Annotated in this window: 6 protein-coding genes; 4 read left to right on the top strand and 2 right to left on the bottom strand. The window is 38.2% G+C overall.

The features are described from left to right. From AC2JBO_RS20770 to AC2JBO_RS20760, 3 genes are all read left to right on the top strand, one after another. The coding region (locus tag AC2JBO_RS20770; RefSeq protein ID WP_496955552.1) for an after-VIT domain-containing protein at positions 1 to 2,015 on the top strand (2,015 nt) is incomplete at its 5' end. 139 nt (positions 2,016 to 2,154) lie between these two features. Continuing rightward, on the top strand, positions 2,155 to 2,604 hold the full coding sequence (locus AC2JBO_RS20765) for an SRPBCC family protein (RefSeq protein WP_496955551.1): 450 nt from the start codon (positions 2,155 to 2,157) through the stop codon (positions 2,602 to 2,604). Between the two features lie 259 nt (positions 2,605 to 2,863). Continuing rightward, positions 2,864 to 3,610: a hypothetical protein gene (locus AC2JBO_RS20760; RefSeq protein WP_496955550.1), complete on the top strand. Its 747-nt coding sequence runs from the start codon at positions 2,864 to 2,866 to the stop codon at positions 3,608 to 3,610. Positions 3,611 to 3,856: 246 nt separating this feature from the next. Here AC2JBO_RS20760 and AC2JBO_RS20755 read toward each other — a convergent pair whose 3' ends face one another. After that, complete coding sequence (locus tag AC2JBO_RS20755) at positions 3,857 to 4,678, bottom strand: SDR family NAD(P)-dependent oxidoreductase (RefSeq protein WP_496955549.1); 822 nt, start codon at positions 4,676 to 4,678, stop codon at positions 3,857 to 3,859. 432 nt (positions 4,679 to 5,110) lie between these two features. Between AC2JBO_RS20755 and crtW the strand changes: the two genes are divergently transcribed. Then, on the top strand, positions 5,111 to 5,938 hold the full coding sequence (gene crtW, locus AC2JBO_RS20750; protein ID WP_496955548.1) for a beta-carotene ketolase CrtW: 828 nt from the start codon (positions 5,111 to 5,113) through the stop codon (positions 5,936 to 5,938). Here crtW and AC2JBO_RS20745 read toward each other — a convergent pair. Beyond that, on the bottom strand, positions 5,856 to 6,518 hold the full coding sequence (locus AC2JBO_RS20745) for a hypothetical protein (protein WP_496955547.1): 663 nt from the start codon (positions 6,516 to 6,518) through the stop codon (positions 5,856 to 5,858). The two genes, crtW and AC2JBO_RS20745, sit on opposite strands and share 83 nt — an antisense overlap. Between the last annotated feature and the right edge of the window lie 11 nt (positions 6,519 to 6,529).

The raw sequence follows: 6,529 nt of genomic DNA, 5'->3' as shown, positions 1-6,529 counted from the left end.
AAAAGCGCTCTGAAGCACAAGAAATTTACGAGCAAGCAAAGAAAGAAGGGCGTACTGCGGGGTTATTGGAACAAGAGCGGGATAATATTTTTACTCAGTCTTTAGCTAATATTTTGCCTGGTGAACAAATTGATGTGACGATTCGTTATACAGATAGTTTGAAGTTTGACGCGGGAAGTTATGAGTTTGTTTTCCCGATGGTAGTAGGACCGAGATATATTCCAGGTGAGTTGATCTCCCCAACAGAGTTTGATACTGACCAAGTACCAGATGCTTCGCGTATTACTCCGCATGTGATTCCACCAGGTATGCGTTCTGGGCATGATATAAACTTGACTGTGGAAATTGATGCGGGTGTGGTTGTTACTGAGATTAAATCACCTTCGCATCAGTTAGAAATAGAACATATTGCTCAAGTTGCACGGATAAAGTTGGGTGTTGAAGATACTATTCCGAATAAGGATTTTATTTTACGGTATCAAGTTGCTCAGAACGAAATACAATCAACTGTGTTGACTCAAGCTGATAGTCGTGGCGGACACTTTGCTATTTATCTCATTCCGGCTTTGGAGTATCAACCAAATCAAATCGTTCCCAAAGATGTCGTATTTTTAGTTGATACATCTGGCTCCCAGTCCGGCGCCCCTTTACAGCAGTGTCAGGAGTTGATGCGACGGTTTATCAATGGGTTAAACCCTTCGGACACTTTTGCAATTCTAGATTTCTCAAATTCTGTAAGACAATTATCAAAGGCGCCACTGCTGAATACTCCAGAAAATCGCCAAAATGCAATTAACTATATTAATAAGCTGCACGCGGCTGGTGCTACAGAAATGCTCGGTGGAATTAAAAAAGCTATTAATTTTCCGGCGCCTGCTGGTAGATTAAGAACGGTGGTTTTACTCAGTGATGGATATATTGGCAATGAAAATGAGATTCTTGCAGAAGTTCAAAGTACACTCCAACCCGGAAATCGTTTATATAGCTTTGGTGCAGGTAGTTCAGTAAATCGTTTTTTACTCAACCGCATTGCAGAAATTGGACGCGGTGTTTCGTATATCATTCGTCACGATGAAAAAACGGACGAAGTTACAGAAAAATTCTTCCGCCAAATAAATAATCCTGTGCTGACAAATATTCAAGTTAGCTGGGAAGGACAAGGAGAAGCACCATTAATTTATCCAGAACAACCACCTGATTTATTTGCTCAACAACCATTAGTTTTGTTCGGACGCAAACAAGATTCTATAAATGTACATATTCATGCCCGTGGAAATACTGGTAACGGTGATTACGAAAAAGTATTTTCCATTAATTTTACATTATCTGGCAACCCTGCTGTTGCACAACTATGGGCGCGCGCTCATATCAAACAACTGACGAATGAAATGTTCGCGTATGAAACAACAGCAAAAGTCAAAGCAGTAACAGATATTGCCTTAATTTACCAATTATTATCTCAGTACACAGCGTTCGTAGCTGTTAGTGAAGAAGTAAAAGTAAACCCAAATGGGGAGTCAATAAAAGTAGAAGTACCCGTAGAAATGCCCCAAGCTGTTAGCTACGAAAGTACTTTTGGCGAATCTGTACGGGGAATTACTACTGCAATGCCAGCAGGAGGTAGTATAAACTATCTCGCGGCGCCATCTCCATCTCAAACACCTGATTTTCTTGGAAAGCGTTCTGCCGCAAAAGTATCAAATCAACTTTACATACCTTACGAAACACAGATAAACCCTCAAATAACCCTTATCAGCATTACAGGTTTAGAAGAAGACGTAGTTAACGAACTAACAAACTATTTACAGAGTCAATCAATACCAGATGGCTATAGTGGTCAAATAGTAATAGAACTACAGTTAAATAAAGGTCGTGTTCAACGGGTAAGCTTTGATGAAGATGCTTCGACGTTGAAAGCTGTGAAAATTCTAGCAGCTATTCGGCGCCTCCTGGTTTCATGGAGAGCATCACAACAAATCATTGCAATTGCTCATCTAGTTATTGATATCAAGTGACGCAATAAGGGTGCGTGACGCTATTAGATTTGCTCTTCGTTTCAAAATTTTGGTAGCGTCACGCACCCTACGTTATCTTCGTTGTAAGATTGTTATAGCGTCACACACCATTACCTGTTAATTTGTTTATAATTGCTTGATGTTGCAATTTAAGTACTCTTCGGTTATTGAGGCGCCTGTGGAAGTCGTTTGGCAATTTCATGAGCGAACGGATGTTCTCCAGCTACTTACTCCACCTTGGCAACCAATTAAAGTTATCCGTCGTGAGGGTGGTTTGAGTATTGGCGCCATCACTGAGTTCCGTATGTTTTTGGGAATGTTGCCTTTGACTTGGTTAGCACGACACACTGAGTATGAGCAATACCGATTTTTTACTGACGAACAGCTATCGGGACCATTTGAGTTTTGGCAGCACCGACATTTGTTTGATACAGAAGGCAGTAAAACCAGATTGACTGATGCTATCTCTTTTTCTATGCCCGGTGGCGAAACTTCAGAGTTTTTCGCTGGTTGGCTTGTACAAGCTCAACTTGATGCTACGTTTCGTTACCGTCATGAGATAACTAAACGAGAATGTCAATCTAAATGAGTCAAAAGCGCTGAGTGCTGAGTGCTGAGTGCTGAGTGCTGAGTGCTGAGTGCTGAGTGCTGAGTACTTAACCAAAAAATTATATACTATTTCCTTTTCTTAAAGAATATATGAACGCCTGGGATATTTAGTTGTCCTGGGCGGTTTTTTATACGATACTAATTCAATCATTTCAACCGTAATAACACTTATCAAACACTTAATTTCTTCAGTCTTGTTCTAAGTTTGTTCGGTAATTTCACTTAAAAAAATATAATAAATGAAGATTTTCACGAGTAAATCCACTTGGCGCTCTGAACTGTTACGATTTAAGCTGACTTGGATTGGTATATTAGTTTTACAAGTTCTTACTGTTCAAGCTATTGTTCAAACTATTACTCAAAGAGCGGTTGCTCAGTCTAGTTTTGAACAACCAACATCAACACAAGTATGTCCACTCCAAAACTCATTCCCTAGACGTAGCTTTGAAACTGCTAAATACAAGGTTTATATATGTCTGGGGGACACTAAAAATCCTTTGGGTTATTATGTCCGCGTTACAAAAAGCGACGATATCAAAATTACCCTACCCATAACAAGAAAAAATGGTGAGACTTATATCGTAAATCAAGGTGAAATTAGTCATATTGTTTCACCTTACGAGTTCATGATAAATAAATCGGGGCGTATTCTGAACCGAGAAAGGGTACTTAAAGCAGTTACTGCAGATGGACAGCTCTTAGCTAGCGCTTGTCCACAAGGTGAAAATGTTCTTATTGAAGCTGTCACCAGAAGTTTTATCGTTTATATATGTGGCAACAATAAACCAGGAAGCTACGTTGGTGTTACACGACAAGGTAACGAAAAAATTACTCTTCCTCTACAAGAACTTAAACCAGGCGCCGTCCGAACGCAGGAGTATGTTGCAGTCAATGGTAAAACTCGTTTTCTCTTGACTCGCGATAATTTAGAAATTGCCGAAGGTGACTTAGTTATTGTCAAAGAGAAAGTACTGCGGTGGCAATAACTTTTTTATACAATGGCGCCCCTCTACCTCTCTGTACATAGTGTGTCTTTGTCAAAAGTTTTGGTGTGTTGTAGCATCGGTGTCTCGCCTGTGCGTAGGTCAGGCAAGATGCCTAACCTACAGGTTATTTTATATACTACCAAAACTTATGACGTGGACTACTAGTGGTCTGTCTCTGTGGTAAAAAGAAAATCACCATAGACAGTAAAGACGCGATGTTCCTCGCGTCTTTACACAGATTATAAATTACACATCTTGATTTTTAAGGGTTTGTCGTGAAACCCACTGGAGTAAACCGGGAAATAAGCGGTATATCGACTGTGATAAGTTGGCAGAACCAACCATTACCTCTGACTTTTGTTTGCTTACTGCTTCCCAAATTGCTTTCGCCACATCTTTAGGCTTTTCAATCACAGGACTATTTATAACCATACCAAGTTGTTCGCGACGCATAAGAGCATCTTCTTCATTTTTGCCGCGAAATAGTGCCCGTTCTAAAAAGCTGCTAGCAATAACGTTTGGATAAATACCGCAAACCTGGATACCTTTTGGCTTCAGTTCTGCTTGTAATGCTTCTGTAAAACCTGTTACAGCAAACTTGCTCGTGCAGTAGGCAGTTAGATAAGGTGTAGGTACTTTCCCCCCTATTGAACTAAGATTAACGATAGTTCCGCTTCTGCGTTTGAGAAAATGGGGTAACAGCGCGTTTACTGTGTGAATATACCCCCATAAGTTTGTATCAATTATTGTATGCCAATCTTCCAACGAGAAGTTTTCGACTGTTCCAGTTGCGAATATACCCGCATTATTTACCAACACGTCTATATTTCCATAACGTTCTAAGCTTTTTTGTACAAGTGTATTTACTTGCTCTGCGTCGCGGACATCGCAAGCAACTGTCAACTCCTCATTATTTAAGCCAAGATTTTTGATTTCCTGCGCTGTAGTTTCCAAGTCCTCTGTTGACCGCGCGGCTAATGCTAGGTTATATCCTTTGCGCGCGAATAGCAGAGCCGTCTGTTTTCCTATGCCTTGTGAGGCGCCTGTAATTAATATTGTGGGAGCCATTATCCTTGATTTAAAAACACATGTACTTTAATTAGTGTGGTAAATCCAACTCTAAAATCCTTCTCACTATGGTTATAACTGTAGTTTTTGTGTCATATATTAGTATTCACTATGTTGAGTATTTTTAATACTTATTGAATATTCAGTAACTTCAGTACTGAAGTATTTAAGTGCAAAGGTTTATATAGGTTACAATACTTAAAATAAATAACTCTTTAAAGGTAAATCAGCTTTGAGAATGACAAATTGGTATCCAAAAGTTACAAATATACATGTGTAATCAACACAAACATTTAAACCATAGGCAGATAGATAAATTTATTTAGATACCTATTATTTGTGTAAGTGCTATACAACTTATTATTTAACGATGGGTAATGCGTAATACTTAGTCCTACGTTTCAATATGCTAACATTTGAGCCTTCGTACTGATGAATACTAATTTAATGCTACAAAAAACAATTGTATACCCAATACAAATTTCCATCGATAACTATATCAAGAATTATCAAGGTATATTTACTGCTGTCTCAATTATATGTATATGGGGTATTAGCTTTTTTTCGCTAATGAACGTCGATGTTCAAAGCACTAATATCTTTTTCCTGTTCGCTGCTGTAATCTTGCAAACGTTTCTTTATACTGGACTTTTCATCACTGCACATGATGCAATGCATGGAGCAGTTATAAATCATAATATAAAATTAAATCATTTTATTGGTTCATTAAGTTTATTTTTATACGGCGGTTTATCTTATAAAACATTACTTAAAAAACATTGGCAACACCATCAACATGTAGCTACAGCAAGTGACCCAGATTTTCATAACGGTGAGCATAAAAATCTAATTGCTTGGTACTTTCATTTTATGAAGAATTATTGGAGTTGGAAGCAGATTATTCTTATAACAATTACCTATAACTTTGCTAATTACTTTTTTGATGTACCTCGTTCTAATCTAACTTACTTTTGGGCAATACCGTCGTTACTAAGTTCATTACAGCTATTTTATTTCGGTACTTTTATACCTCATAGCGAACCAAGTACCGGATACGTAGAACCGCATCGCTCTCGCACTATTTCTTATCGGGTTTGGTTGTCTTTTATAACTTGCTACCATTTTGGATATCATGAAGAACATCACCAATGTCCTCAAGTTCCTTGGTGGCAACTACCTAAAGTGCATCAGCTTGGACTGCAACTTGTGGACGTAGACAAAGATATGAAAGTGGCCCGAGAAGTGGAACAAGTGCAATAAATAAATAGAATTTTTCCATCTGTTGCTTATTCCAGTTTCGACGTGCAATATCATCATCCAATATGCTCGTCGGAAACAATAAATAGAATAAACCGAAAGCAAGACTCATTCCATTAATGAATTTATCATTCAGAAACTGTTCGATAAATTCATCCCAATTACCAAATGCTAAAGCGTATACAAACAAACCAATTGTCATAAAACTAAGTGTATAAGCAAAAACGCGCGATTCGAGAAATTTCAAAAAGCCATCTTTCTCACCTGTAAAGCTTTGATTTGGCTCGCGTAATGCTAAGTATGGTATCAAACCTAGTACACCTGATGCTACGGAAGCGATTGCAAAAGGATAAAAACGTATTGATTGCATTCTACCATCGAAGAACAAAAGGCTACTATAAATAAATAGCCAAATGCCAACAAGTGCGAATAACGACAAAATAACTGGATTTATCTGCGTCCATTGAAGCGTTATTATATTCAAAAGTAATTTAATAGTCGCTTCTAGATGCAGTGGTGGGGCAAGAATAATTATATAACTAATAAAACCTGCCCACAGTAACAACAGTGCATTTCGATTCATAAAAGATTCAT

The organism is Calothrix sp. CBUCES-K 9914, assembly GCF_059640475.1.
Note: the sequence above shows the minus strand (reverse complement) of the source record. Positions and strands in the feature narration are given on the sequence as shown.